This window comes from Chamaesiphon minutus PCC 6605, from assembly GCF_000317145.1.
Lineage (GTDB): Bacteria > Cyanobacteriota > Cyanobacteriia > Cyanobacteriales > Chamaesiphonaceae > Chamaesiphon > Chamaesiphon minutus.
Map to the genome: position 1 here is coordinate 5844424 of NC_019697.1, position 24029 is coordinate 5868452.

Genomic DNA, 24029 nt, shown 5'->3' on the forward strand with positions numbered 1-24029 from the left:
AGCCTAAAGCCGAAACCCTAAAGCCTAAAGCCTAAAGTCCCATCCACCCTCCCACCCCTACACCCATATGAACCTGGGGAAATTCCTCACTCGCGTTAGCCTTGCCTTTGTTACCACTATTGCCACCCATGCCCCACTCCAGGCAAGACAGCTTGGGCCAGAAGTTGTTCTCAAAGCTGTATATTTGGGATTGCGTCAAGTAGATACGACCCGAGCGAATCCGAAAGTGAGATGGAATGTACCCAATGGGGTCTCTAGTCCCTGCGGACGGATCGGTGGCAGTCTTTACTGTACCCGTAACAATACGATTTATATTACCCAGCAACATATTCAGATGGCTTATAAATATGGAGATGCGGCATTAGCCTACATCCTCGCCCATGAATATGCTCATGCCGCACAGACAATCGGCGGATTTAGACCCAATAATATTACCGCGATCGAACTTCAGGCCGACTGCTTGGCAGGTTTTTATATGGGTGCGATGCCGAATGTCACATTCGATCGTCAAGATATCGAGCAAATTGCCGAGATTGCCTATCAGGTTGGGGATTATGAATTTAACAATCGCCAACATCACGGTACCCCCGAACAGCGTGCTAAAGCAGTACTTTTAGGCTTTCAGGCGTCTCAAAAGAATGGGATTTCGGCTTGTCGGGTGCGGTAGAAAATCTCAGGTATAAGTGCGAAAATCAAGGAGAATAACTATTAATTTAAATACAGCATGAAGATTGCGATCGTGGGAGCGACTGGATTTGTGGGCAGTCGGCTAGTCGAGAGACTCCAAGCACAGGGGCATCAAATTGTCATACTGACGCGGAGTCTCCAGCAGGCGCGCAACCGCTTTCCCCAAGCACAGGTAGTCGGCTACAACCCTCTCGAATCGGGGGAGTGGCAAGAGTCGCTCTCTGGCTGCGATGCTGTGGTTAATTTAGCTGGAGAACCGATCGCCGAAAAACGCTGGACGCCGGAGCAAAAACGCACGATCTTAGAAAGTCGGCAAATCGGCACTCAAAAAATCGTCGAAGCAATTGCTGCCGCCAGCGTCAAACCTTCAGTCCTAATTAATGCTTCCGCGATCGGCTATTATGGCACTAGCGAAACTGCTAAATTCGATGAAAATAGTCCGGCGGGAACGGATTTCTTAGCCGAAGTATGCACTAAGTGGGAAGCAGCCGCTACAGCCGTAACAGCGACTGGAACTAGACTAGTTATCGTCCGTTTGGGAATCGTTCTGGGCGAAAATGGTGGCGCGCTGGGCAAGATGTTAGCACCATTTAGTGCCTTTGTCGGCGGCCCGATCGGTAGTGGCAAGCAGTGGTTTTCGTGGGTACACCGCGATGATGTCGTCAAATTGATAATTCAAGCCATTACCGATACGCAAATGCAAGGCGTTTATAATGCCACAGCACCCAACCCCGTCACGATGGCAAGTTTTGCCCAGACATTAGGCACCGTCATGAACCGCCCCTCCTGGTTGCCCGTTCCTAATTTTGCCCTCGAAGCCATGTTAGGCGAAGGCGCGATCGTCGTTCTGCAAGGCCAACAAGTTGTCCCTAACCACACATTAGGGCAAAACTTTGAGTTTGAATATCCTACTCTTCAACCAGCCCTCAAAGCGATTTTAGGTTAGATAAAATCATTTTTTCATCACAAATCTGAAAACTTGACCTGTTGTAATAAATCTAATGCCATTATTGCTATAAATTTGAGTCGTGCGATTGGCGACTAGATTTTTAGAGTACTAATGGAGCCAGGGAGTTTCCGAAGATGATGTAGATAGTGGATAGTGGATAGTGGATAGTGGATAGGGATTAGGGATTAGGCTTTAGGAACTGGAGTGAGGAGGTACCCATCCACCCATTCACCCATCTACCCATCTACTCATCCACTCATCCACTAGTTAAAGATCGTTACCCAGTCACTGCGGAAACCAAAATGTTGAGCTATGCTGGTGATACTAATTAAGAAAATGAGCAATCGCGGTATATGCGGAAACTGTTAATCTTGTGCTTATTTTGTCTAGGCATGGGGTTTGCCATCTTTAACTTCCCAGGATTGGCAACCAAAGGAGAATTTGACTCCCTAGTTATTGACTTTAAAGAGAATATTCCTGCTAGAGAAATAGAAAACCAATTGCTACGATTGGGTACTGAATATCACATCGCCCCACGTCTGAATAGTCAATTTTCTCAGTCCGAGCATACATATACCGTCAAAGGCGATCGAGCATTACTGGACAAACTGCGCGCATCGAGCCTGAGCCAAGATACAGAAGCGATCGAGCCAAACTATATCTATCGCTCTACAGTTGCTCCCAACGACCCTCAGTACAGTAAACAATGGCATTTACACAATATTCATGCCGAACAAGCATGGGAAGAAAATCGCGGTAAAGGCATTACTGTCGCTATTATCGATACAGGTGTCAGCAAAGTTCCCGACTTAGATAAGACCGAATTTGTCGCGGGTTATGATTTTGTAAACGATCGAGTCAACGCCGAAGATGACAATGGACACGGCACCCACGTAGCGGGCACTGTTGCCCAATCTACCAACAATAGCTATGGTGTGGCTGGAGTTGCCTACGAAGCCAAAATCATGCCCCTCAAGGTCTTATCAGCCGCAGGTGGGGGCACGATTAGCGATATCGCCGAAGCAATTCGATTTGCCGCCGATAACAAAGCCGATGTCATCAACATGAGTCTAGGCGGCGGTGGCGAAAGTCAAGTCATGAAAGAGGCGATCGAATATGCTTACAACAAAGGCGTCGTCATTGTTGCCGCTGCTGGTAATGAAAATAATAACTCGGCATCTTATCCTGCCCGTTACGCCCGCGTCATCAGTGTTGCCGCCACAGATGCTCAAGGCGAGAAAGCCGAATTTTCTAACTATGGTGCGGGTGTAGATATTGCCGCTCCAGGTGGTGGACACGGCAGCAAAATCTGGCAAGAAACGATCGACCCCAGTACCAATCAGCCGATTATTTCTGGCTTCCAAGGTACCAGTATGGCAGCTCCCCACGTCGCTGGGGTAGCCGCTTTAATTAAATCTACAGGCGTCACCGCTCCCGATGAAGTCTTAGCAGTTTTACAACAATCCGTCCGCAAAATTGACGCCGATCCGCAAAATTATTACGGTGCGGGACATTTAGACGCCGCCGCTGCCGTCAAACTCGCCCAAAAAGGCAAGATCACCTTCAATGATTTCTTCCGTTGGTTGCGCGATAATGGTTATCTCAACCTCCGGTTTTGGATCGATGGTGGCGCGATTGCCCTATTACCAAAAGTCGCCATGGTATTAGGTTCTTACTTGCTAGCTTTCTTAATTCGCAATTACCTCCCCTTTGGCTTGCCACTGTCTAGCGGTCTGATTGCTGGCAGTAGTGGGTTGTTTTTCCTCAAAGGATTGTATATATTCGATTTACCACAAGCACCATTTCGAGTCCTTGGCAGTTCGATTCCCGAATTAGGTAATGCAATTTCAGGTAACAGTATTTTAAATCCTGTGTTCGCAAGTGTCCTAATTCCGCTACTATTACTTGTGGTCTGTTGGTCGCTTCCTGCTGGAAAATGGTTTGCAGTGGGGACTAGTCTGGGTGTAGCAGCTTGTCTGTTGGTGAATGCGGTAATCGATCCCCATGTCTGGGTATTAGGCGACGGCGGGCTTGCCCGTGGTTTCTTAGTAGTGAATGGGTTGTTATGTTTTGGTTTAGCAAGGTTCGCGGCGAGAGGAGATTCTCAAACAGTATGATTACAGCGATCGGTGGAATTGAACATAGAGGTTTTGGTACTGGTGCTTGGGCATTAGTGGCTGAGGATGGGACTACTTACGAGTTGCTAGATTGTCCGCGCGATCTGCGTCAGGCTGGATTGCACGTCAAGGTTCAAGGCACATTAAATGACGATGTGATGACCCTGGCAATGATTGGTAAGGTCTTAAATGTCAATTCTTTTGAGATTTTGGAAAACCCATCTTCAGTAGAATAAATTTCTACAAACTCTCATCGGAACCCGACTTCGCAGAGAAGTCGGGTTTTTGTCTTGGTAGTTAAGTTGAGACAATCGTTCGATCGAAAAGGGCGAACAATAGAGCGATCGTGTGCTATAATACGATGTTTGGACTCTAAATATAAACTCTTCGACGTTCTCGTAACGAGACGAATAGAGATATGTAGGTGTAAGCGACACATTATTAGCCGATCTACTTTGGTCAACATGCGCGTACATTTACAGGAGGCAAAGTAATTACGGAGAAAAAACCACTAGGATAATTTATTGCATGGTCAGTCAGAAAACAACCTCTACAGATATCGGCTTCACTCTCGACGATTTCGCAGCCCTTCTCGACAAATACGATTACCACTTTAGCCCGGGAGATGTCGTCGCTGGTACCGTATTTAGTCTGGAGCCAAGGGGTGCCCTGATTGACATTGGCGCGAAGACTGCTGCCTACATTCCAATTCAGGAGATGTCGATCAACCGCGTCGATCAACCTGAAGAGGTACTGCAATCCAACGAAACTCGCGAATTTTTCATTCTCACAGATGAAAACGAAGACGGGCAGCTCACCCTCTCCATTCGCCGGATCGAGTACATGCGCGCCTGGGAACGGGTTCGCCAACTTCAAGCCGAAGATGCGACCGTTCGCTCACAAGTATTTGCGACCAACCGTGGTGGTGCTCTAGTCCGCATTGAAGGACTGCGCGGATTTATCCCCGGCTCGCACATCAGCACTCGCAAAGCCAAAGAAGAATTAGTTAACGAAGAACTCCCCCTCAAGTTCCTCGAAGTAGACGAAGATCGCAACCGTCTAGTTCTGAGCCACCGTCGCGCGCTTGTCGAACGGAAGATGAATCGCCTAGAAGTTGGCGAAGTCGTGATCGGTTCGGTACGTGGTATCAAACCTTACGGTGCGTTTATCGATATCGGTGGTGTCAGCGGACTGCTGCACATTTCGGAGATTTCGCACGACCACATCGACACGCCTCACAGCGTCTTTAATGTCAACGATGAAGTCAAAGTGATGATCATCGATCTCGACGCCGAGCGCGGACGGATCTCGCTCTCGACCAAGCAATTGGAACCAGAACCAGGCGACATGATCAAAAATCGCGATCGCGTCTATGAAATGGCCGATGAAATGGCAGCTAAATATCGCGAGATGTTATTAGCTAAAGCTTCCGGTCAACCTTTAGAATCGATCGAGTTGCCTGCTGCTGCCGCCGAAGCTATCCCCGACATCGTAGAAGAAGAAATTCCTTCCGCCATCGACGACGAAGAAGAAGTTGCAGCAACCTAGATCCATTTCTACACCTAGTGATTAGAATAAAGAGAGGGCTAGTCCCTCTTTTTATTAACCCAATATTTACGGGTGGCAACGATCGACTATCTTGCTTCGCTATCAACTATCAACTATCAACTAATTGAATTATGCCTCCCCGTTGGCCGCGCGAACCCGATCGAAACGACCCTGCATTCCGTAAACTAGATGACAGAATGACATTTGCCTTTCATGTCGCCCTCTTTTCAGCATCAAACTCCGGAATGTGGTTTTTTAAGCTTTTCCAAAAAGCTGACTGGAGCTGGTCTGTATGGGTAACTGGAGTCTGGGCGACGATCTTGTTGGCACACGCTTTGTATATTTTCACCATTGCTAATTACTCCCCTAATACCGATGGCTAACAATCAACAAATCGAAGATCTCGCAGCGGAAATTGGCGATAAAGTATATATCGACGTCGCTAAATGGCACCTCTATCTTAAAGATGCCAAACTCCACACCACTTTAGCCGAACAAATATATCCATTACTGAATAATGGTTTGAACGGCAACAAACTCACCGAAATTTTGACTAACATCTCGATCGATCTCGGCGGCGGCAGACAAAAAACCTCCCTCCTCAATCTCATCCCCGTCACCGCTCAAGCCCGTCTCATGGACGTCCTCCAAGACTACGAACGAGATATGTAACGTTCGGAATCGCTAGCTGTTGGGTTTAGCTAGCTGTTGGGTAGAGCGATAGCAAAACCCAACCGACAGGCTATCCACTATTCACTATCCACTATCCACTACCCACTAGAATGATCGACCTCGTAGACATCAAACGCGATATTAACACCCTATCCGATCGCCTGGGCAAGACCCAGCAATATCTTTGACATCCCCGCACTGACGGCCAAAATTCAAGACTTAGAGCAAGTCGCCGCCCAGCCAGAGTTTTGGGATAACCAAAATGTGGCTCAAGCTGCGATGCAAGAACTCAACGACTATAAGTCTCACTTAGAGCAGTTTCAACACTGGCAAAGCAGTGTTGCCGACGCTCAAACCGCCCTAGAACTGCTCGAACTCGAACCAGACGAGGCTTTGTACCAAGAAGCCAAACAGAACCTCTCCCAGATGAGTTTAGAACTCGATCGATGGGAATTAGAACAGCTATTATCGGGGACTTATGATGCGAAGGGGGCAATACTCACTATCAACGCTGGTGCTGGGGGCACAGATGCCCAGGACTGGGCTGAGATGCTCTTGCGGATGTACACCCGTTGGGCGGAAGATCGTAAATATAAAGTCCAACTTGCCGAAATTTCCGAAGGAGAAGAAGCCGGATTAAAATCTGCCACCCTAGAAATCGAAGGTAAATACGCCTACGGTTATCTTCGTAGCGAAAAAGGCACCCACCGTCTAGTCAGAATTTCGCCCTTCAATGCCAATGACAAACGGCAAACGAGTTTTGCAGGCGTAGAAGTGATGCCGCTAATCGATAATTCCGTCCAACTCGATATTCCCGACACCGATTTGGAAATCACCACCACCCGTGCGGGCGGTAAAGGTGGGCAAAATGTGAACAAAGTAGAAACAGCCGTGCGGATCGTTCACAAGCCTACAGGCGTCGCCGTGCGCTGTACGCAGGAACGCAGTCAGCTTCAGAATAAAGAAAAAGCCCTAGTAATTCTCAAAGCTAAATTACTCATCATCGCGCAAGAGCAAAAGACCAAAGAAATCGCCGAAATTCGCGGCGATATGGTGGAAGCTGCCTGGGGTCAACAAATTCGTAACTATGTTTTTCATCCCTATCAAATGGTGAAGGATTTACGCACTAGCGTGGAAACAACGGCGGTTGGTGACGTGATGAATGGGGAGATCGATGAGTTTATCGAAGCCTATTTACGCCAGGAAAATATGATGGTAAGTGAGTAAAGATTGATGATTTTTGAGAATTTATCTATCGATCGTATGTCAATTAGCCAGACAAAAATAATCATTCAAAGTTTGAAAAGAATAGATCGTTATATTTCCCAAACTATATCTAAATAAGAAGATATTATCGATATAGGCTGGTTCTCCAGCAACTCCATATAATGCCATTTCTTCCAACAAAACACAATTCATAAATAGTTACTAATTTTTGTTAAACAGTAGGCATTCATCAAAAAGCCCGATCGAATTCGATCGGGCTTTTTTTAATACTCTGATTAAAACTATTTAGGATTAGCTTGAGGCGCAGCATTGTTGGCTGCTGCTCTATCGCCAACTTGTCGAGGAACTTCGACACCAACTTCTTCTAGTACGACAGTCGGAGTTAGACTTTGTTGGCCTTCGACTCGTTTGACTAATACTCTACCATTTGAGACACGATCGCCGACATCGATATAGCGACTGAATGATTCGTTTGGTAATTTGACGATAACTTGAGTTCTGCCGTCTACTTCAATTACTCCAGATATTTCTACTGCCAATGCCTGAAGCGGTTTTTCGGCAACTTTTTCTGTTCTAGCCGCAATTGTCGTTCCTCCAGATGTTGTTGAGGGAGTAGCACCGATATTTGTAGGGCGCAGGACATTATTGTTGCCAGCTTTATTGTTCAGGGTGAACGCATCAAAATCGGGTGTAATTCGATCGATCAAAACTAGAATAGCTAACTCAATCGTACTTACTAACTAATTGCACTTATTACAATGCCAATTGAAACTAAAATCAAACATGAGATCCGATTAATTTAATTTAGTGTAGCAGAAAGCTCGACCAACTCATTAGTCAAGCCGAGATTAATTAGTGCAAATAAATTACAAAATAGCTTCTAAAAGTTCAGTTGAATATTCTTCGTCAAGTGTCGCCAAGAATCTCTTACTTCTAACACTTAACTTTCGACTTTTATTTTCACTAATTATGTTAACTGCTATATGTCGTAAAATCGCAAAATTAGCTGGAGCATTATCTTTCCTAATTCGACTATCATCTTCTTTAAAAGCAACATCAAGCACCCAGTGAAGAGAATTTTCTATCGACCAATGACTTCTAATTCCCTCTGCTAATTTTTGAGCATCGCTCTCTAGACTACTGATAAAATAACGAGTTTCTACACTCGTCTTTCCGCCGACAACTCGAACTGATTCTACCATGCCAATACTAGTTAACTTTTTCCATTTTTGCAGTGGATCTATTTGCTCCGCAACATCTGTTATCATTAAATAATTACGAATTTCTTCTCTACCTCTATTCATCTCTCTACTGTTGAAGCTACTCAGGTTGAGGTCTTTTCCCTGAGTTTCAATTGCTTGTTTAAATAGCTGCTTTACTTGTTTGTACAAGGTCGGTTGATTCTTTTTTACAGCAATTACATAATCTGCATCTTTTTCGACGATTTTTTTGACTATTTCTCTTTGACATCCCATTGCGTCGATGGTAACGATACATCCTGCTAAATCCAAGATTTGAATCAGTTCGGGAAGTGCTGTGATTTCATTAGATTTTCCTTCTACTTTCTTTTGACCTAATACTAATCTATTACTTGCAGCCCAGGCACTGACTGTATTAATTACACCTTGACCATTCTTTTCATCTCCTGAGTTTCGAGATTGTTTTCCATCAAAGGCAATTATTTCTCCTGCGGTTATTTTACTTATTCCTTTAATCCAACTCAGGAATGATTTATTAAATTCATCAGGATTAATTTGTGAAAATACTCTAGCAAATGTATCATGAGATGGGATTCCATTCGGTAGTTCTAGGAACTTTTCTAACCATTTTTTTCTGGCTATACCATACATTTCTATATCTATCCATCCGTCCGCCCCACATACTACAGCACAAATGGAGATCGTGATGATGTCGATTAGTTTATGTTTTTTTCCACGTTCAATCCTAATGTCTTCTATGTCGTCAAAGTGTTCTGCGATACTATGCTTAGGCTTCAGCTTCATTTTACATGATATTAGTTCCAAATCAACTTAACACAATTAATTAGCTAAAGCTATCGACGGGTATAGATTTCACATCTTTGATGAATCAAATTTACATCTAGTTTCTAAGTGTTTTTAATAATATAAGATTTAAGTGCGTTCACCCTGCTTTATTGTTTTTGGCAATTTTGCCGCCTGCGGGAGATTTTGCACCATTAGTTGGTTTAACGGCAACAGCAATTTTTGGTAAAGCTCTATTGATTCCAGTTCTAGGAATCGAGGAAACCGATCCATCGCGAGTAATGCTACCTTCTACAGAAGTCGAACCTCTACGTGCAATTCGTTTGCCAGAAACTTTAGTTGTTGTCGGCAAACTTGAAGCGACTTTGATGGTTGGGAGGGATTTATTTACCCCAGATTTGATTGTAGGAGCATTGCCAGCGATCGAAGCAGATCCTGGTCTGCCAATTACTTGACCGAACTCATCTAATTTATCGGGAGCTACGACTGGTTGTAAGGAGAGTGTCGCAAATGGATCGGGGCGACCTTTGGTGACGGTTTTGGCCCAACTATCGCCATCGGTAGGCGCGATCAAACCAGCAGCAACGTCAACAGATACGGATTTTTTGCCTGGGATGGTGGGTGTGGCAGTTGCAGGAACGAGCGCGGTTGGGGTTGTAGGAGCAACAACTGGAGCTGTAGCGGTGGGAGCCGCTGTGGTGGGTGCAGTCGCCGCAGGACTAGTAGCGGGAGTAGGACTTGCAGGTGGGGTTGCCGCAGGCTGGCTATTGCCACAGCTATTCGCGAGGATTGCCAAACTACCGATCGCGATTTGGTAAAACCAAGATTTATTCATATAATTTCTATACCTCGCTTCCCTGAATATCTATATACATATAACGTTGATAATGGTCGGGATAATTTAGACCTCTACTCTGCGCTATCACCTGAAATCCTCAGATACTCACAGAAAATGGCTTGTCTATTTTTATACTACCCAAATCTTTATCGACAATATCGTTTTCTAGGCATCATTATTAACCAACATTGACTTGAGCACGTTAAGTCCCTTTTTGACATGGCGAGATACGGTGATGACACTAATGTCCATCCGCTCAGCGACTTGTTTTTGCGTCAGATCGTGGAGGAAGACAAATTCGAGAATTTGGCGGGTATGTTGTTCGAGAGAGACGAGACTTTGTTGGACGCGCATCCGATCTTCCTGAGTCAGTTGAAAGCTCTGGTAGTGTTTATCTGGTAAAAGATCGGCGAGGTTATTTGCTTCTTCGTCGCTGCCGACAGGACAGTCCAAACTCACTGGCTGGCGGTTTTGGTACGCCATTTTAATTTCTTGCCACTCGATGAGGGAAATATCCAATGCTTGGGCAATTTCGGTTTCGGTAGGTTGGCGTTGATATTCTGCTTGAAAATTTTTGATAATAGTTGCCGATTGTTGGATCAGTGCGAACCACTTTCGGGGCATTTTTAAGACCGAACTCTTATCGCGTAGATAGTGTTGAATTTCACCCCTAATGTAGGGCATTGCGAAAGTACTAAAGGCATATCCTTTACTGACTTCAAATTTATCGATCGCGTTAATCAGTCCGATACTGCCAACTTGCAGCAAATCGTCATAAGTCTCTTTGCACTGACTCACCCAGTAGTGTGCTTCTTTCCGCACCAATCCCAAGTTTAGTTCCACAATCTGGTTGCGCAGTCTTGCTTTGCCAGTCTGCTGATATTCGCGCAATAGTTGTAAACTGTGGTGCTTCAGATCGCATTCTAAAACGGTAGTCATGACAATTTTATAAATAAGAGTTGATAGTAGATCGCGAACAATGCGAAACCATAGTTTAAAATTGGCAGCAATCGCTAATTGCTAGCAAAAATACTAGTCATGCTGCTGTAACTCATCTAAATCGATCGTTACCAGCACCTCTGGACAAGAGGAGCGCAGATAGTGAATCGGTGTTTTTAGATGTGCTGAAATGGTGAACTGGGCGAGCGAATTTTTTTGTGATGACTTACTTAGATTGCTTTCGAGGATGAGCCTACAGCTCTTCGGTCAAGCAGTTGAAACAAAAGTTGCTATTATATAGTTCACTTAATAGATCGCATAATCTCTATTTACTCAATTTCGCTCGATCCTTTTGTGAGTTGCGGATCTTAGCTCGTCAAGTTTAGTCTCAAATCTTCATAAATTCCATCAGTGGGATTACCAGTTGTCAATAGCCTAGCAATATTCGATCGAGTCTTCTACGTAATTTCACTTATCTGCCTGCTCCCCGATGTTTACTATGGACTTGTCCTTATTGTGGGCGATTCTTTGGCGATCGGTTGTGATAACATCACAAGTCCGACATCGATCTCGATCGCATGTCAATCGCAAATGGCGATTTGAGTGGGTATTGCGGCAATTTATGCCAAAAATAAATTGCGAATCGATTAAAATGACAGATAAATAGGAGGTGAATATCACTCGTGACGATCGAAACATCAACAGACTCAAACATTATTACTCCCCCAGTCGAGCCTAGTTTTGGCTGGAATGTCTATGCCGAACGCACAAATGGTCGCTTTGCAATGGTGGGATTTGTCTTGTTATTGCTTTTAGAATTAGTAACAGGACAAGATCTCTGGACGTGGCTGGGGCTGCGCTAACACTGTTAGATCCTCGACCCTCTTGACTGGTACTATAAATCGTGGTAGATTAACAAAGCGCATAAAACGCACCTCAAGAAAAAATTAACAAGCGGATGTGGCGGAATTGGTATACGCGCACGCTTGAGGTGCGTGTGGCTTAGTCCTTGGGAGTTCGAGTCTCCCCATCCGCATTAGGTTCGGTCTCGACCGACAACAAAGCCCAGATTTCGCTATTGAAATCTGGGCTTTGTCTTAATTAGATTACCCAAAAACTGCCACAATTGTAACTTGAGATTGTCGTAGTTACTCCTTTCCAACTCCAGAAGTAGACAATCTCGCACTGTGATTTCGTTCGTCTTTGGTTGTGCCTACGGCAGGCTACGCCAATGAATCTACTCGATCGAATGAGTTGACAAAATAGAATGTCTTATTTAGATGTTCGACAGCTCAGCCACTATCCACTATTGACTCGCTACTCTGAGAGAGTAGATTCGATCGGTTAACCGCGATCGAAATTTTCTAGATAGGTTGTGATATAATTGCATAAGTTAGGGCACGTGGCTCAGTGGATAGAGCATCAGGTTCCGGTCCTGAGGATCGGGGGTTCGAATCCCTCCGTGCTCATCATAACTAGAAGCAGCCGACATAATTTATGTCGGCTGCTTTTTTGTTTAGCACTAATTATTAGATTTAGCAATTCCCAATAGCGAATCTAATTTATCGCTATCGTCCAAGTCGTGGAGATCGTCACAACCACCAATGTGAGCGTCATCGATAAAAATTTGCGGTAATGAGCGTCTACCATTAGCTCTTTTGGCCATTTCCGAACGTGCCTGCTCGTCACCATCGACCGCATACTCAGTAAACTCAACACCTTTACTCTTTAACAATGCCTTTGCGCGGATACAATAGGGACAACTACGCCAGGTATAGATCTCAATATTTGGCTGCATAGCAACTTTAGCTAATTCAATCCAGGTTTTACCTATCTATATTGGCACTTTTCGACGGAGATCGATCGCTAGCAGCGATACGTTATCGCAGATTGTCTCGCATGGGTTAGCGATCGCCCTCCAAATATAGATACAAAAAATAGACCACCAGTAAATAGCGATCTAAGTTGCAGTAGTTATTGGGTAACTAATAAGCTTAATCCTACTCGTAAACTAACGATCGGCAATCCGCCAATTGCATGGATCGATCTCGGCATTTTTGCCGATCTTTGCCAATCGATCTCGATCGGGCATCGCAGCAGAAAGCCCGATAGCCAGCAGATTTGTGTCGATTTGCTCGCGTCTAGCTGGCTAAATTTGCTATAGTCAGCATAGAGTAAAAATACTACTAATTTTAGGAGAGCATCCCCAATGGCGTTCGTACAAGAAGCTTTGCCTTATGATGTCAGTGCTTTAGAGCCACACATGTCCGCAAAGACGTTTGAGTTTCACTATGGTAAGCACCATGCTACTTATGTGACTAACCTCAACAATCTTACCAAAGATACGCCGATGGCGGATATGTCGATCGAAGATGTTGTTAGAGGTAGTTTTGGTGATGCCAGTAAAGCAGGTATCTTCAATAATGCCGCTCAGGTTTGGAATCATGCTTTTTTCTGGAAATCCATGAAGCCTAATGGCGGTGGTGCCCCAACTGGCGAATTGGCTGCCAAAATCGATGCTGACTTCGGTAGCTTCGACCAATTTAAAACAGACTTTAAAGCTGCTGCTACGACTCAATTTGGTAGTGGTTGGGCTTGGTTAGTTAACGATGGCGGTACGCTCAAGATTACCAAAACTGGTAACGCTGAAAATCCCCTCGTTCACGGCCAAACTCCCCTGCTAACGTTAGACGTGTGGGAACATGCCTACTACCTCGATTTCCAAAATCGTCGCCCAGACTTTATCAGTACCTACTTAGATAGCTTGGTCAACTGGGATTTTGCTGCGGCTAATTTCAAATAGTCGCCAGTGGACGCGCAAGCGTCCATCCCCACTCCAACTCCATTATTTAAATTACAACTGTTGTGGAGGCGATTTTGACTGGCACTCCACTTCAATTTGCCCCTGCCACCCCCAATAGTTCGCTCTTTACTGACAACAGCAAGTCTTCAATCCATCTCACCCGGAGCTAGAGATCGCGGTCTTCTGGGTTTAGTGGTATAAAATACGAACAGATGGACGATCGCATAACTGTCCGATCGAGCATTAAGTAGACAAGTTTAGGGATTAAGTTAAGAATATGCTTCCCGTTCTCAATTTAATCGATGAAATCGACCCATAATATCTATTTAATCGAACGCAATCGCTCGATTCTGGCATTATTATTAATCGTGCCCATCACCAGCCTCGGCGCGCTGTTTTCGACAGTTATTGCCCCAGGCGCAACCGGACAAATCATCGCGGTTTGTTGTGGCATCTGGCTGTTGGTATTTCCGCTCTGGTGGCATGTATCGGTAGAGCGACAGCAGCTAAAGTTGAGATTGGCTCCCGATGGCTGGGCGATCGGCGTTATCCTGGGATTGGTGATGTTGAGTGCGATCTTGGCTAGCTACTGGTCTGCGGGCAGATATTGGTTGAATATTCCCGATATTAGAGCTAGAGTCACCCAGATGGGGATGAACATTCCCTTGATGGTATTTGGATTTGGGACTTTCCAGACTTTAGTTAATTCGCTAATTGAAGAGTATGTCTGGCGGTGGTTTGTCTACCGTCACTGTGCCAGATTATGGACGCAGGAGCAGGCGGTATGGATTTCGGCGGGGTTCTTTACGCTGCACCATATCATTTTGCTGGTTGCTTATTGTGATGATTGGCGGTTGGTAGTTGTCGGCTCGATCGCAGTGTTTGTGGCAGGAGTATTATGGGCTAGATGTACCAAGATCTATAACTCGCTATTGCCTGGTTATCTGAGCCATCTCGCAGCGGATTTGGCTTTGCAAATCGTTAGTTGGCATATCCTCTTGGGGTGAGTGGTATTTACTCTAAATTTGGGCGATAAATTTAGACGCCCCCAGGTTTACAATACATATATACCAAAAATCTGCTCGATCGAGTCATAAGTACTCACCGAACAGATCTATAGGTTTAAATACTTGAGATAACAGGCAGATTAAGTGCGGAACCGACGCTTATTCTGTCTGTGTCTGGCAATTGCCTTGCGCTTGCGCTTCTCAATTGGAGTTTCAAAGTGTCTGTGTTTGCGCATATCAGGAAAAATCCCCGCTTTGGAGACTTCTCGCTTGAATCGGCGTAGCACTGACTCAATGCCTTCACTTTCACCGGGAATAACTTGAGACATCCTAACCCATCCAAAAAACTTACTAACTAATCATTATGGCTGAAAGAGTGGTATTCTTCCAACTATTTACCAACCAAAATAAGGACAAACTTGACGTCTGTCCTTAAAGACCTTACGAGCGCGAACTTTGGGGTTCGGGCTTAGTAGCGGCGGTTGCCACCACCGAAGGAGCCTTTTTCTTCACGAGGTTTGGCTTTGTTGACTTTGAGGTCGCGACCCATCCATTCAGCACCATCGAGAGCTTCGATAGCAGCAGATTCTTCGGCGTCGGTTTCCATTTCGACAAAAGCAAAACCGCGTAGACGACCAGTTTCCCGATCGGTAGGCAATTGAACTCGTTTGACTTTACCGTATTCGGCAAAAGTCTGAGTCAGGTCATCCTGCGTAACTTCGTAGGATAAATTGCCGACGTAAATTGACATATCGCTGTCTCCAGAATCCTGTAGGTGTAGAGAGTTAGATTCGGAGAAAAGCTTGTAAAAAGAACCATACAGCCGAAAATAATCTTCATTTATAATGGTAGCACAAGATCTTGGAAACCGATCGTTTACCATAATATCGATCGATTTCCATTGCAAGTGATGGATTCTGACTCATGCTATTTTTTTAAATAAGTGTAGATGTTATAACTATGTCCCCGCTCTAATGTATGAGTGCTGACGATCGAAACACCAGTGATGCTCTCCACCGCTAGCAATTACCAGTTAGATCGAGCGCAGCTACTTTTGTAAAATCATTCGATCGACTGTTGCAGAAATTATTTAATCGACTCTATGTAATTGCTAAATAATAATCGATATTTGCTGAATTAATAAATTATGTCTCAAGAATTTAACATTGGTGCAACGGTAAAGATTATTGCGTTACCACCGTATCTAAAAACTGCCGATCCGATGCCGATGTTGCGCCCCCCCACTCTATTAGAGATTGGTGCCGAGGGCATAATTATCGATCGCAAACCCGGCAATTATTGGGCAGTCAAATTCGATCGCAGCTCCTTTTTGCTTGAAGATCGTTATTTAGAGGTAGTTGTTAGCTAGCTCCAGCTCGAAACTGTCACAAAGCAAGCTGACTTCGACACAAAAATTAGTACTGCTTATCAATGTCATAAGTTATCCTGAATAATGAGGATCGCTAAAAAAGTAGATGATATGACACAAGCATTTAATGGTGGAGACAAGAATAGCTTTTTAGTAGGACAGACTCCAGTCAGACAATGGCAGAATGTCGCGATCGGCAGCTTGGGTCTGTGGCTGAGTGGTAGTTTGCTATTAGATTTCGTCATCATGCCCACCCTCTGGACGACGGGGATGATGGAGAGTAGTGGCTTTGCCTCGGCGAGTTATAGTATTTTTTGGATTTTCAATCGGGTCGAGTTATTATGTGCGGCTGCGGCACTTAGCAGCATGTGGGCATTGAGTGAGGTATCTAGAGCCGATTTAGAAACTAAACGGGAAATGATTGCTAGTGCTGTGATGCTGCTGCTAATCGCCCTGAGCTATACTTTTGTGCTCACGCCTTATATGAGTGGCTTAGGGATAAATTTAGACGTCTTGGCGACGACAAAATCTCTGCCCGCAGAAATGACTCAACTGCACGCAATCTACTGGGTATTAGAAGCTAGCAAATTGGCGATTGCCGGGTTATTGTTGTCAAAGTGTGGCAATCGGGCGATCGCTCGGTAAGAAATTGTTGTATTTGAGGAGTCCTTAGCAACACTGCACGATCGAAACGATCGTGCATTCTGTCTTGTCTGGCTATACAGTCGGGTTTTGCCAGAGACGAGGCTAGGCCAACGCGGAGCGTCTACGTGGTCGGGTCGAAGAAAATCGCGACGCTTTCGTCGTTCGACCCGACCACCAGAAATGCGAGCTGCTGCCTTCGCTAATGAAGTACGCCGATAAAGATTGCCGCAGCAGGTTTGTCTGTCTGCGGATGTAAGGGTTCGCGAATTTCGGCAATGGTAAATCCATGGGTAGTAAATAGCTCTACCCATGTTGCCACCGTGCGAAAATACCAAGGAGCCGGATCGGTAAAATCATCGCTAAAACCAGCCCATGACGATGCTCTCCAGCCATCTGAATATGGAAAATCGCCACAGGCGACAAGCGGATGCAGGGTTTGGACGATAAATGTGCCCCCATCGTTGAGTAGTGATGGAATCGATCGAAATAAATCGGTTACCGACTCATTGCCAAATAATGAAAAGTTTGCCACTGCGAGATCGAATTTTTCGCCAAGTTTACCTGCTGCTATTTCGGCATAGGAAGCTAACTCAAATCTGCCTACACCCTGAGTTTGCGATCGTTCGATGAATGCCGGAACGACATCGACACCCAGTACATCCATTCCGCGCGCCGTCAATTCACGCGTCAGCCAGCCTTCACCACTACCGATATCGAGAACTTTACGGGCGCTACGACTGACGACGGCATCGATAATCGATCGATTTGTGACTTGTTGACGGCTGGCGATTTGTTGTTCTGAGATTGCGACGCTCCAAGCTCTGGCATTTTGATGCCACGAGTCGATAATTTGTCGCTCTGCGGATAAATCGATCGTCATTCAGGTTACGCAGGGAAAGATTTATTCTGTATGTTAAGACAGGCAGAAGGTATAAGTAGATGGGCACAATTAAATATAAAATACCGCGTAGGGTGGGCAGTGCCCACCATCTAGGTTTCAGGCATAATCTATTTGATAAATAATTGCACCTACTTACTTATCTTAGTATACTACATTGACAAAAAATGGATATTTGGCGTTGCTGAATTTTAGTATGATTTACTTTTTATGCACATTTCATACATCAATTCAGTAACGCGGATATTTTATCAGTGAGCGATCCACTGAGCGTCGGTAATGATGAAAATGCCACCGAGTTTTTTGAGTAGTGGTTGCATCGCATTCGAGAGCTTTTCAGCCATTTCTAGATCGGTACAAATAATCATAATATAGCTATTAGTGATCAGATCGTCGCCAGAATAGCCATGTTCGCCACTACCAGAAACATTATTAATGACTGTATAACCTCGGATTGAATTCTTTTTAAGAATCTTCAGCACGGCAGGCACTTCTAAATAACTGACGATTATTTCAACTTTTTTAACAGGCTGAAGCATAGTTAGACTCCCAATAGTTTAATAGTTTGGAGATAGAGCGGAATTCCAACAATGATATTGAAAGGAAAAGTAATTGCTAAAGCCATCGATACATACAAACTGGGATTTGCTTCGGGGACTGTCATCCGCATGGCTGCAGGTACGGCAATATAAGAAGCACTAGCGCACAATACGGCAAATAGCAGAGAGTTACCTTCACCCATACCGACTAATTTAGCGAGTAGAATTCCTAGCAAAGCATTAGCAAGTGGCATTAAAATTGCAAAGCTAATTAGAAACATGCCAGTTTTTTGCAGATCTTGAATCCTCCGGGCTGCCACTAATCCCATATCGAGCAGGAAAAACATTAGTGCGCCATAAAATAGATCTTTTTCGACAAATAAATGCACTTTTGTCCAGCCATCACCACCAGTGAGTACTCCCGTGATGAGGCTACCAATTAATAATAAAACTGAGCCATTTAAAAAAGCCTCTCTTAAGACTTCACCCCAAGAAGTTTCTTGGTTATCTGCTTCATCCTTATTATTTTTATTATCGACTTCATCTTTATGATGTTTGTTGTCGGTGTCATCCCGATCGTGTTTTTCATCAACAGAAATATCTAGTGCTTTGGGTGTAAATATCCTTACCAAAACCAAACCTACCACGATCGCGGGTGACTCCATTAGTGCTAAAGCGGCTACCATATGACCGCCATATGGAATCTCAATTTTGTCGAGCAAGGAACTAGCAGTAATAAACGTGACCGCACTAATCGAACCATAAGTAGCCGCAATTGCCGCAGCATTGTAATTATCTAATTTAACCCGCAGAATAAAGAAAGAATATACTGGCACGATCGATGCCATAAATACCGCTGCGAGCAAGGTACTGATAATCATCGGACTCAAACCGCTCTCAAATAGCTCGTGTCCACCTTTGAAGCCGATAGCGACTAGTAGATAGAGCGAAAATAGTTTGGGTAAGGGATTGGGAATTTCTAAATCGGATCGTACAAAAACCGCCAGCATTCCCAAGAAAAAGAACAACACTGGCGGATTTAAGATATTAGACAGAATTAAATTGCTATCCATCGGATCTTCAAAATTTAGTTATCAATGTCTGTTCATTATCCGGCTGTTAGTGACAACTCAGCAAATGTTTCAATTTGTTAACACCGATCGATAAATTCAAATGGCAAGATTCCTAATGGGGTGAATGGGTGGATGGGTGGATTGGTAATGAGTAATGGGTAATGACGTAACCCCTAAAACCTAAAACCTAAAACCTAAAGCCTATCCCCTATCCCCTAATTTTAAAACTCGACAGTTAAGGGTGCGCGGGGGAAGGGAATGACATCGCGGATATTGGTCATTCCAGTCATAAATTGCACCAACCGCTCGAATCCTAACCCGAAGCCAGCATGAGGTACAGTACCGTAGCGGCGCAGATCCAGATACCACCAGTAGTCGGCAGGATTTAGTCCTTGAGCGAGCAGTCGGCGTTCGAGGACGTCGAGGCGTTCTTCGCGTTGTGAGCCACCGATGATTTCACCGATTTTGGGAGCGAGAATATCCATAGCGGCGACGGTTTTGCCATCATCGTTGAGCCGCATGTAGAAAGCTTTGATTTCGACGGGATAATCGGTGAGGATGACTGGCTTTTTAAAAACTTCCTCGGCTAAATAGCGTTCGTGTTCGGACTGGAGATCGAGTCCCCAACTGACTGGGTATTCAAACTTTTGTCCCGATTTTTCGAGTAATTCGATCGCGTTAGTATAGGTGAGGCGTTCAAATTGATTGTTAATAATATTCTCCGCCGTGGCTAAGACCGATTTATCGATCCGCTCGTTGAAAAATTCCATATCCGCTTGACAGTTTTCCATCACATATTTAAATACATACTGGAGAAATGTTTCGGCCAGATCCATATCCTCGCGGAGATCGCAAAAGGCCATTTCTGGCTCGATCATCCAAAACTCGGCTAAGTGCCGCGACGTGTTGGAATTCTCGGCACGAAATGTCGGCCCAAATGTGTAAACATTACTAAATGCCATCGCCATCACTTCGGCTTCTAATTGGCCGCTGACAGTCAAATATGCCGCCTTTCCGAAGAAATCCTGACTGTAATCGATCTGGCTGTCGGGAGTTAAGGGGACATTTTTGAGGTTGAGGGTGGTGACATTGAACATTTCCCCCGCACCTTCGCAGTCGCTAGCACTAATAATCGGCGTGTGTACCCACAAGAAGCCGCGTTCTTGGAAAAATTGATGGATGGCTGCGGCACAAGCATTACGCACCCGAAATACCGCGCTCAGGGTATTGGTACGCGATCGCAAGTGCCCGATTTCGCGCAAAAATTCAAAGGAGTGGCGTTTTTTCTGTAACGGATAAGTTTCGGGATCTGCTTCGCCGTAAATTTTGACTTGACTGGCTTTGACTTCGAAGCGTTGTCCTTTGGCGGGGGACTCTACTAATTCGCCGATGACTTCGATCGAAGCTCCGGTATTAATTTGTTTGACAATGGTGTCATAGTTGGGGACATGGCGATCGACTACTACCTGAATATTTGCCATGCAGGAGCCATCGTTGATATCGACAAAGGCAAATTCTTTGGCTTCGCGTTTACTCCGAATCCACCCGCGCACGGTAACGGCATCTCCGGGATTACCTCCACGAAGGATTGTAGAAATATAATTAGTAATCATCTTTAGTCAGGCTAGTAAATCGACGTATGGCAAATCCCACACTCTCTAGTCTGCCATATTCAACCTGCTAAAGGTTTAGTGCGACCCTTATACCATTTTGGATTGGGGATTGCGGATTGGGAAAATCTTGCTGTACGTAGAGTCTACTGTCCCCATCTGTCATTCTTGTTTTTTAAGTATAGTGTTATGCAGATTTTAAAACCAAAATCGATCGAGCTACCAAGTCTAATTAAATTAAGAGCGGGGTGCTAACAATTAATTAGTTAGCACCCCGACTTATCTAGCTCATTGACGATCTATTCTTTACTCATATTACTTGTTGGCAAACGTCTCGTTCCCTAAAGCCTAAAGCCTAAAGCCTAAAGCCTAAAGCCTAAAGCCTAATCCCTCCACCAAATCGAGTAACTAGCAACTTGGGTTACCTACATACAACCGTATCGGTGACTCCCGCACGATCGATCCGATCGGAATTGCTACATTCCGAACCATGTTTGTAAATTTTGATGGTAATTGGCTCTTGGTTAGCTGTCGAACCATTTGCCGAAATTATCATATTTTTACCTGTAGAAAACTTAATCATCAGTGGCAGTTTTCCCACTGCCTGTTGGGTGGTGCTAATGCGGGAACGATCGTGCTGAGTCATGGTATAACTCCCCCACAATGTACTTCCAGCTTTGCCACTATATTCAACTCGATAATCCACTCGATCGCTAAACGGATTTCCAAATGTCCGAACGCCTAACAAACCCACACCAGTCACTAACGACCACAATACGTAAACGCTTTTCACAGCTTTGCTAACCCAATGCTACACAAATTTAATATACCCAGTAAATTGACACGAAATATGTCGAAAATACTTAAATAATTATGTGCTTTATGTGTAACGTTCGATCGCGATCTACGATTAACGGCTGGCTCTAAGCTAAATTGCTCAAATCGCTCTAATAATTGGCGATGGTTGTCCTAAAAATCTCCTTCTAGGAGGGGTACCCGTAGGGCGAGGTGAATCACAGATCTGCGCTAACCGCCGATCGATCGAGTGTGGGTACACTAACTCTGTAATTGAGATTGACTAGTGATGTTTGAGCATTCAACGTTGGAAGATTCGATCGAGATTATGCCATCTAATCTCGATCGTTCGGAGTTAACTAGTGCCAGCGGAGATCTACCCACCGATCGCATTCCAACAATCTCACATTTGGAGATTTAGCACGAATTGTGCCAATACATGCGAACTAACCAAACGGGTCTTAACGATCTTGGCTATTGCAATAATATCTAAATGTGTCGATCGAGCGAAAGTTGGGAATACTAAATCCATTCTTCGATCCTGTTGCAGCATGAAAACATTATTTAGGCTAGTGATTTTTGGTGGTATCGCTTTATTTTCCAATCGTCTGCTGTCCCAAAATCTACTTCCCAAGCCAGGTTGCAATATCAAGGGCAATATATCTTGGAATAAGAATCAGAAGCTCTATCACCTTCCTGGGATGAAAGACTACGAAATTACTGAGATTTCCCCCCAAAGAGGAGAACGATGGTTTTGTGCCGAGTCAGAGGCAATTGCCAATGGCTGGAAGAAAGCACCAAGATAAGTAGGTATTTTCGGATCGAGAGCGGGTGTGGTTGACTAAAATGAACCAATCCCAATCTCGATCGACAATTGTGTATGATTAAAAGTTCGCTAATATTGGCATGTAGATTGCGATCGACAACCGCTAGCGCACGAGCATCAAACATATGACAGACAATAATTCTAGCCAACTACTTCCTGCACTCCAAGGATTAATCGATGTTGTCGCCAAATTGCGAGATCCCGATGGGGGTTGTCCTTGGGATTTGGCACAGACACCGCAGAGTTTGACTCCATACATCGTCGAGGAGGCTTATGAGGCGGTACATGCGATTCGGAGTGGCGATCGAGACGCGATCGTGTCAGAGTTAGGGGATTTATTATTGCAAGTAGTGTTGCAGTCGCAAATAGCTAGTGAGGCGGGGCAATTTACGATCGAGGATGTCGCACGCGGCATTAGTGAGAAATTAATTCGCCGCCATCCACATGTATTTGGTGATGTTACAGTAGATGGTGTCGAAGATGTCCGCGCCAATTGGGAAGAAATTAAAGCGATCGAAAAAGGTCAGAAAACCGAATTACTCAGCGATAAATTGAGTAGTTATGCTGAGAAACTACCGCCGCTAACTGCGGCAATGAAGATCTCCAAGCGCGCTGCGGCGATGGGATTTGAATGGGAGAATGTCGAGGGCGTGTGGGGAAAATTCGATGAAGAATTGGCAGAATTTAAAGAAGCATTAGCCACCCCCGATATCGCTCATCAAGAGACTGAATTAGGGGATTTATTATTTACCGTTGTAAATCTGGCGCGATGGTTTGAGTTAGATCCAGAGCGAGGTTTGAGCGGTACCAATCAACGCTTTATCGATCGCATCCAACAGATGGAATGCTATATTGATAAGCCTTTAACTGAATATTCGATCGGGGAATTAGAAACGCTATGGCAGCAAGCCAAGCAAAGACTAAAAGCGGGTGGATAGCTAGAAACCCGACTTTTCTAAAAATCGGGTTTCTGAAACATTAGAGGGCTGGCATGAAACACCGCCCCACAGATTGTATTGCTTGTCGATCGAGACTAAAAAGATAACTAGGTAAGACTAACTTAAAAAACTTGTTCGACACCAGAAATTTCGGGAATCATATCGCACAATTTGCGCTCGATACCCATTTTGAGGGTCATTGTCGAGCTGGGACAAGAACCGCAGGCACCTTGGAGGCGAAGCTTGACAATCGGGCCATCGATATCCACCAATTCTACGTTACCACCATCAGCCATCAGGTAAGGGCGGAGGGTATCGAGTACGGTTTCGACGTTAGCAGGATTGAGTGTTAAAGATTCAGACATAGTTTACTAAACCAAATTGAGCAGGAGTGACGAGCGATCTACTTCATCTCGATCGTAACCGATCCAGTCGATTATTTCCCGATTGTTTTGGGGCAGATCTCTCTATCTTTGTGAGGAATTGATGAGTAATGGTTAATGAGTAATGTTACGCCTTCTACCTAGAGCCTAAAACCCAAAGCCT

General features: G+C 44.7%; 30 protein-coding genes and 2 tRNA genes. 18 read left to right on the forward strand and 14 right to left on the reverse strand.

Features of this window, described 5'->3' with window-relative positions; genetic code table 11:
- The first annotated feature begins 67 nt into the window (after positions 1-67).
- The 8 genes from CHA6605_RS26655 to prfB all read left to right on the forward strand — a co-directional run bounded on the left by CHA6605_RS26655 (position 68) and on the right by prfB (position 7200).
- Positions 68-667 (forward strand): neutral zinc metallopeptidase, encoded by a 600-nt coding sequence (locus tag CHA6605_RS26655; RefSeq protein ID WP_015162483.1) that lies wholly within the window; start codon positions 68-70, stop codon positions 665-667.
- Positions 668-724: 57 nt separating this feature from the next.
- Positions 725-1633: a thylakoid membrane protein ThyD gene (thyD, locus tag CHA6605_RS26660; protein WP_015162484.1), complete on the forward strand. Its 909-nt coding sequence runs from the start codon at positions 725-727 to the stop codon at positions 1631-1633.
- A 356-nt stretch (positions 1634-1989) separates the two neighbouring features.
- Positions 1990-3753, forward strand: a complete 1764-nt coding sequence (locus tag CHA6605_RS26665; RefSeq protein WP_015162485.1) for a S8 family peptidase — start codon at positions 1990-1992, stop codon at positions 3751-3753.
- Positions 3750-3989 (forward strand): hypothetical protein, encoded by a 240-nt coding sequence (locus CHA6605_RS26670; protein WP_015162486.1) that lies wholly within the window; start codon positions 3750-3752, stop codon positions 3987-3989. The genes CHA6605_RS26665 and CHA6605_RS26670 overlap by 4 nt, the downstream gene beginning before the upstream one ends.
- A gap of 292 nt (positions 3990-4281) precedes the next feature.
- Positions 4282-5301: a 30S ribosomal protein S1 gene (locus tag CHA6605_RS26675; protein ID WP_015162487.1), complete on the forward strand. Its 1020-nt coding sequence runs from the start codon at positions 4282-4284 to the stop codon at positions 5299-5301.
- A 131-nt stretch (positions 5302-5432) separates the two neighbouring features.
- Positions 5433-5684 carry a 2TM domain-containing protein gene (locus CHA6605_RS26680; protein WP_015162488.1) on the forward strand — a complete coding sequence of 84 codons (252 nt, stop codon included), beginning with the start codon at positions 5433-5435 and terminating at the stop codon, positions 5682-5684.
- A complete protein-coding gene (locus CHA6605_RS26685) occupies positions 5677-5973 on the forward strand; it encodes a DUF3181 family protein (RefSeq protein WP_015162489.1) in 297 nt (98 codons plus the stop codon). The genes CHA6605_RS26680 and CHA6605_RS26685 overlap by 8 nt, the downstream gene beginning before the upstream one ends.
- Positions 5974-6083: 110 nt before the next feature.
- Positions 6084-7200 (forward strand): peptide chain release factor 2 gene (prfB, locus tag CHA6605_RS26690; RefSeq protein ID WP_015162490.1). Its coding sequence is split into 2 segments (ribosomal slippage): positions 6084-6158 and positions 6160-7200, totalling 1116 coding nucleotides; the frame shifts between segments, so codons are not numbered across the junction.
- Positions 7201-7239: 39 nt separating this feature from the next.
- Here prfB and CHA6605_RS34630 read toward each other — a convergent pair.
- From CHA6605_RS34630 to CHA6605_RS26710, 5 genes are all read right to left on the reverse strand, one after another.
- The gene (locus CHA6605_RS34630; RefSeq protein WP_015162491.1) at positions 7240-7392 is read right to left on the reverse strand and encodes a hypothetical protein; all 153 of its coding nucleotides are present in this window, start codon (positions 7390-7392) and stop codon (positions 7240-7242) included.
- Positions 7393-7481: 89 nt separating this feature from the next.
- Positions 7482-7907: a hypothetical protein gene (locus CHA6605_RS26695; protein ID WP_015162492.1), complete on the reverse strand. Its 426-nt coding sequence runs from the start codon at positions 7905-7907 to the stop codon at positions 7482-7484.
- Between the two features lie 159 nt (positions 7908-8066).
- Positions 8067-9203, reverse strand: coding sequence for an ISAs1 family transposase (locus tag CHA6605_RS26700; protein ID WP_015157748.1), 1137 nt, complete (start codon positions 9201-9203; stop codon positions 8067-8069).
- 139 nt (positions 9204-9342) lie between these two features.
- Complete coding sequence (locus CHA6605_RS26705; RefSeq protein WP_041548477.1) at positions 9343-10038, reverse strand: hypothetical protein; 696 nt, start codon at positions 10036-10038, stop codon at positions 9343-9345.
- Positions 10039-10206: 168 nt separating this feature from the next.
- Positions 10207-10980 carry an RNA polymerase sigma factor SigF gene (locus CHA6605_RS26710; RefSeq protein WP_015162493.1) on the reverse strand — a complete coding sequence of 258 codons (774 nt, stop codon included), beginning with the start codon at positions 10978-10980 and terminating at the stop codon, positions 10207-10209.
- A gap of 683 nt (positions 10981-11663) precedes the next feature.
- On the opposite strand from CHA6605_RS26710, the gene CHA6605_RS26715 reads away from it, so the two are divergent.
- From CHA6605_RS26715 to CHA6605_RS26725, 3 genes are all read left to right on the forward strand, one after another.
- Positions 11664-11843: a chlorophyll a-b binding domain-containing protein gene (locus tag CHA6605_RS26715; RefSeq protein WP_015162494.1), complete on the forward strand. Its 180-nt coding sequence runs from the start codon at positions 11664-11666 to the stop codon at positions 11841-11843.
- Between the two features lie 91 nt (positions 11844-11934).
- Positions 11935-12016, forward strand: a tRNA-Leu gene (locus tag CHA6605_RS26720).
- Between the two features lie 360 nt (positions 12017-12376).
- Positions 12377-12449: transfer RNA gene (locus CHA6605_RS26725), tRNA-Arg, on the forward strand.
- 53 nt (positions 12450-12502) lie between these two features.
- Here CHA6605_RS26725 and grxC read toward each other — a convergent pair.
- Entirely contained in the window at positions 12503-12778 is a 276-nt protein-coding gene (gene grxC, locus CHA6605_RS26730; RefSeq protein ID WP_015162495.1) for a glutaredoxin 3, read from the reverse strand.
- A 411-nt stretch (positions 12779-13189) separates the two neighbouring features.
- Here grxC and CHA6605_RS26735 point away from each other — a divergent pair, with 411 nt between their 5' ends.
- Together CHA6605_RS26735 and CHA6605_RS26740 are read left to right on the forward strand one after the other, a co-directional pair.
- Entirely contained in the window at positions 13190-13783 is a 594-nt protein-coding gene (locus CHA6605_RS26735; protein WP_015162496.1) for a superoxide dismutase, read from the forward strand.
- Positions 13784-14085: 302 nt separating this feature from the next.
- Positions 14086-14790 (forward strand): CPBP family intramembrane glutamic endopeptidase, encoded by a 705-nt coding sequence (locus tag CHA6605_RS26740; RefSeq protein WP_015162497.1) that lies wholly within the window; start codon positions 14086-14088, stop codon positions 14788-14790.
- Positions 14791-14930: 140 nt separating this feature from the next.
- Here the strand turns inward: CHA6605_RS26740 and rpsU are convergent, their stop codons facing one another.
- Both rpsU and CHA6605_RS26745 read right to left on the reverse strand, forming a co-directional pair.
- The gene (gene rpsU, locus CHA6605_RS33285) at positions 14931-15119 is read right to left on the reverse strand and encodes a 30S ribosomal protein S21 (protein WP_015162498.1); all 189 of its coding nucleotides are present in this window, start codon (positions 15117-15119) and stop codon (positions 14931-14933) included.
- Between the two features lie 140 nt (positions 15120-15259).
- A complete protein-coding gene (locus tag CHA6605_RS26745) occupies positions 15260-15541 on the reverse strand; it encodes an RNA recognition motif domain-containing protein (protein ID WP_015162499.1) in 282 nt (93 codons plus the stop codon).
- Positions 15542-15937: 396 nt separating this feature from the next.
- Here CHA6605_RS26745 and sipA point away from each other — a divergent pair, with 396 nt between their 5' ends.
- Together sipA and CHA6605_RS26755 are read left to right on the forward strand one after the other, a co-directional pair.
- A complete protein-coding gene (sipA, locus tag CHA6605_RS26750; protein WP_015162500.1) occupies positions 15938-16159 on the forward strand; it encodes a regulatory protein SipA in 222 nt (73 codons plus the stop codon).
- An 84-nt stretch (positions 16160-16243) separates the two neighbouring features.
- Positions 16244-16804, forward strand: coding sequence for a DUF4149 domain-containing protein (locus tag CHA6605_RS26755; protein WP_015162501.1), 561 nt, complete (start codon positions 16244-16246; stop codon positions 16802-16804).
- 199 nt (positions 16805-17003) lie between these two features.
- Here the strand turns inward: CHA6605_RS26755 and CHA6605_RS26760 are convergent, their stop codons facing one another.
- The 5 genes from CHA6605_RS26760 to CHA6605_RS26780 all read right to left on the reverse strand — a co-directional run bounded on the left by CHA6605_RS26760 (position 17004) and on the right by CHA6605_RS26780 (position 21717).
- Complete coding sequence (locus CHA6605_RS26760) at positions 17004-17684, reverse strand: class I SAM-dependent DNA methyltransferase (protein WP_015162502.1); 681 nt, start codon at positions 17682-17684, stop codon at positions 17004-17006.
- A 269-nt stretch (positions 17685-17953) separates the two neighbouring features.
- The gene (locus CHA6605_RS26765; protein WP_015162503.1) at positions 17954-18241 is read right to left on the reverse strand and encodes a P-II family nitrogen regulator; all 288 of its coding nucleotides are present in this window, start codon (positions 18239-18241) and stop codon (positions 17954-17956) included.
- Positions 18242-18243: 2 nt separating this feature from the next.
- Positions 18244-19314 (reverse strand): sodium-dependent bicarbonate transport family permease, encoded by a 1071-nt coding sequence (locus CHA6605_RS26770; RefSeq protein ID WP_015162504.1) that lies wholly within the window; start codon positions 19312-19314, stop codon positions 18244-18246.
- Between the two features lie 221 nt (positions 19315-19535).
- Positions 19536-20927, reverse strand: coding sequence for an asparagine--tRNA ligase (asnS, locus tag CHA6605_RS26775; protein WP_015162505.1), 1392 nt, complete (start codon positions 20925-20927; stop codon positions 19536-19538).
- Between the two features lie 418 nt (positions 20928-21345).
- On the reverse strand, positions 21346-21717 hold the full coding sequence (locus CHA6605_RS26780) for a hypothetical protein (protein WP_015162506.1): 372 nt from the start codon (positions 21715-21717) through the stop codon (positions 21346-21348).
- A 291-nt stretch (positions 21718-22008) separates the two neighbouring features.
- On the opposite strand from CHA6605_RS26780, the gene CHA6605_RS36355 reads away from it, so the two are divergent.
- From CHA6605_RS36355 to mazG, 3 genes are all read left to right on the forward strand, one after another.
- Entirely contained in the window at positions 22009-22140 is a 132-nt protein-coding gene (locus CHA6605_RS36355) for a hypothetical protein (protein WP_269744544.1), read from the forward strand.
- Between the two features lie 130 nt (positions 22141-22270).
- Positions 22271-22525 carry a sunset domain-containing protein gene (locus CHA6605_RS26785; protein WP_041548480.1) on the forward strand — a complete coding sequence of 85 codons (255 nt, stop codon included), beginning with the start codon at positions 22271-22273 and terminating at the stop codon, positions 22523-22525.
- A gap of 145 nt (positions 22526-22670) precedes the next feature.
- Positions 22671-23483: a nucleoside triphosphate pyrophosphohydrolase gene (gene mazG, locus CHA6605_RS26790; RefSeq protein ID WP_015162507.1), complete on the forward strand. Its 813-nt coding sequence runs from the start codon at positions 22671-22673 to the stop codon at positions 23481-23483.
- A gap of 122 nt (positions 23484-23605) precedes the next feature.
- Here the strand turns inward: mazG and CHA6605_RS26795 are convergent, their stop codons facing one another.
- Positions 23606-23848: a NifU family protein gene (locus CHA6605_RS26795; RefSeq protein WP_015162508.1), complete on the reverse strand. Its 243-nt coding sequence runs from the start codon at positions 23846-23848 to the stop codon at positions 23606-23608.
- Between the last annotated feature and the right edge of the window lie 181 nt (positions 23849-24029).

Excerpts from the sequence above, each read along its gene's own strand:
- asnS (WP_015162505.1), bottom strand. The coding sequence starts at position 20,927 with ATGATTACTAATTATATTTCTACAATCCTTCGTGGAGGTAATCCCGGA.
- CHA6605_RS34630 (WP_015162491.1), bottom strand. The coding sequence starts at position 7,392 with ATGAATTGTGTTTTGTTGGAAGAAATGGCATTATATGGAGTTGCTGGA.
- CHA6605_RS36355 (WP_269744544.1), top strand. The coding sequence starts at position 22,009 with ATGTTTGAGCATTCAACGTTGGAAGATTCGATCGAGATTATGCCATCT.
- CHA6605_RS26665 (WP_015162485.1), top strand. The coding sequence starts at position 1,990 with ATGCGGAAACTGTTAATCTTGTGCTTATTTTGTCTAGGCATGGGGTTT.
- CHA6605_RS26700 (WP_015157748.1), bottom strand. The coding sequence starts at position 9,203 with ATGAAGCTGAAGCCTAAGCATAGTATCGCAGAACACTTTGACGACATA.
- CHA6605_RS26670 (WP_015162486.1), top strand. The coding sequence starts at position 3,750 with ATGATTACAGCGATCGGTGGAATTGAACATAGAGGTTTTGGTACTGGT.
- CHA6605_RS26680 (WP_015162488.1), top strand. The coding sequence starts at position 5,433 with ATGCCTCCCCGTTGGCCGCGCGAACCCGATCGAAACGACCCTGCATTC.
- CHA6605_RS26675 (WP_015162487.1), top strand. The coding sequence starts at position 4,282 with ATGGTCAGTCAGAAAACAACCTCTACAGATATCGGCTTCACTCTCGAC.
- CHA6605_RS26795 (WP_015162508.1), bottom strand. The coding sequence starts at position 23,848 with ATGTCTGAATCTTTAACACTCAATCCTGCTAACGTCGAAACCGTACTC.
- CHA6605_RS26765 (WP_015162503.1), bottom strand. The coding sequence starts at position 18,241 with ATGCTTCAGCCTGTTAAAAAAGTTGAAATAATCGTCAGTTATTTAGAA.
- CHA6605_RS26710 (WP_015162493.1), bottom strand. The coding sequence starts at position 10,980 with ATGACTACCGTTTTAGAATGCGATCTGAAGCACCACAGTTTACAACTA.
- CHA6605_RS26785 (WP_041548480.1), top strand. The coding sequence starts at position 22,271 with ATGAAAACATTATTTAGGCTAGTGATTTTTGGTGGTATCGCTTTATTT.
- rpsU (WP_015162498.1), bottom strand. The coding sequence starts at position 15,119 with ATGTCTCAAGTTATTCCCGGTGAAAGTGAAGGCATTGAGTCAGTGCTA.
- CHA6605_RS26770 (WP_015162504.1), bottom strand. The coding sequence starts at position 19,314 with ATGGATAGCAATTTAATTCTGTCTAATATCTTAAATCCGCCAGTGTTG.
- CHA6605_RS26760 (WP_015162502.1), bottom strand. The coding sequence starts at position 17,684 with ATGACGATCGATTTATCCGCAGAGCGACAAATTATCGACTCGTGGCAT.
- thyD (WP_015162484.1), top strand. The coding sequence starts at position 725 with ATGAAGATTGCGATCGTGGGAGCGACTGGATTTGTGGGCAGTCGGCTA.
- CHA6605_RS26735 (WP_015162496.1), top strand. The coding sequence starts at position 13,190 with ATGGCGTTCGTACAAGAAGCTTTGCCTTATGATGTCAGTGCTTTAGAG.
- CHA6605_RS26745 (WP_015162499.1), bottom strand. The coding sequence starts at position 15,541 with ATGTCAATTTACGTCGGCAATTTATCCTACGAAGTTACGCAGGATGAC.
- CHA6605_RS26685 (WP_015162489.1), top strand. The coding sequence starts at position 5,677 with ATGGCTAACAATCAACAAATCGAAGATCTCGCAGCGGAAATTGGCGAT.
- grxC (WP_015162495.1), bottom strand. The coding sequence starts at position 12,778 with ATGCAGCCAAATATTGAGATCTATACCTGGCGTAGTTGTCCCTATTGT.
- CHA6605_RS26705 (WP_041548477.1), bottom strand. The coding sequence starts at position 10,038 with ATGAATAAATCTTGGTTTTACCAAATCGCGATCGGTAGTTTGGCAATC.
- CHA6605_RS26740 (WP_015162497.1), top strand. The coding sequence starts at position 14,086 with ATGAAATCGACCCATAATATCTATTTAATCGAACGCAATCGCTCGATT.
- mazG (WP_015162507.1), top strand. The coding sequence starts at position 22,671 with ATGACAGACAATAATTCTAGCCAACTACTTCCTGCACTCCAAGGATTA.
- CHA6605_RS26755 (WP_015162501.1), top strand. The coding sequence starts at position 16,244 with ATGAGGATCGCTAAAAAAGTAGATGATATGACACAAGCATTTAATGGT.
- CHA6605_RS26655 (WP_015162483.1), top strand. The coding sequence starts at position 68 with ATGAACCTGGGGAAATTCCTCACTCGCGTTAGCCTTGCCTTTGTTACC.
- sipA (WP_015162500.1), top strand. The coding sequence starts at position 15,938 with ATGTCTCAAGAATTTAACATTGGTGCAACGGTAAAGATTATTGCGTTA.